We start from the raw sequence: 600 nt of genomic DNA, 5'->3' as shown, positions 1-600 counted from the left end.
CCTGTCATTCATGACCTTCAATGCCTGTTGTCTGACTACTGAGAAGGGTTGATTATCATCAATGTTCTCATCCACAAACAGATGCAGTAACTCTGCCGCTTTCGTGACATTGTCCGCGGCTGACTGCCAGGACAGGAACACTGCTTGTTGTGCAAAGGTGTTGGCAGCTTCTTGTTGCTTGCAGATATGGTAAATGAACCCATCAGTTAACCGTTCCAGTGCCAGTTGTATCCGCTCTGTCAGGTGACATAGCAACCATAGATGCTGCTGTGCGCGTTTGAATCGTTTGAGTTTACTACCGTAATAGTTGATGAGCTCACCGAAGTGTTGTCGATTTTTAAGAGACAGATTAAGCCCATCGATAACGCCATTGATTTGCGTGCGCCATGGCGCTAACTGATGATAAAGGGCAAGCTCTTTTTTAAGTTCAGGTACGGTCAGACTTTTTGCACCGCCTCTGAGCTGGTTCAGGCTTAGTCCGTCATCAATGGCTGTTATGCTGTCCAGAAAGACGTGAAGTTCAGGACTGGTGAGTTGATTAAGTTGGTGCGCCAGGTCTTTTCTGACCTGCTGCATCGCTCTGCTTATCAGTCTCTGGAG

General features: G+C 47.3%; 1 pseudogene. It reads right to left on the bottom strand.

The features are described 5' to 3' along the window. Nucleotides 1-600, bottom strand: a pseudogene (locus AACR11_RS11410) (Tn3 family transposase); the annotation flags it as partial.

This window comes from Vibrio sp. L85 (assembly GCF_963871815.1).
Taxonomy (GTDB): domain Bacteria; phylum Pseudomonadota; class Gammaproteobacteria; order Enterobacterales; family Vibrionaceae; genus Vibrio; species Vibrio harveyi.
The sequence above is the reverse complement of the archived record's forward strand: the minus strand, read 5'-3'. Positions and strand labels throughout refer to the sequence as shown.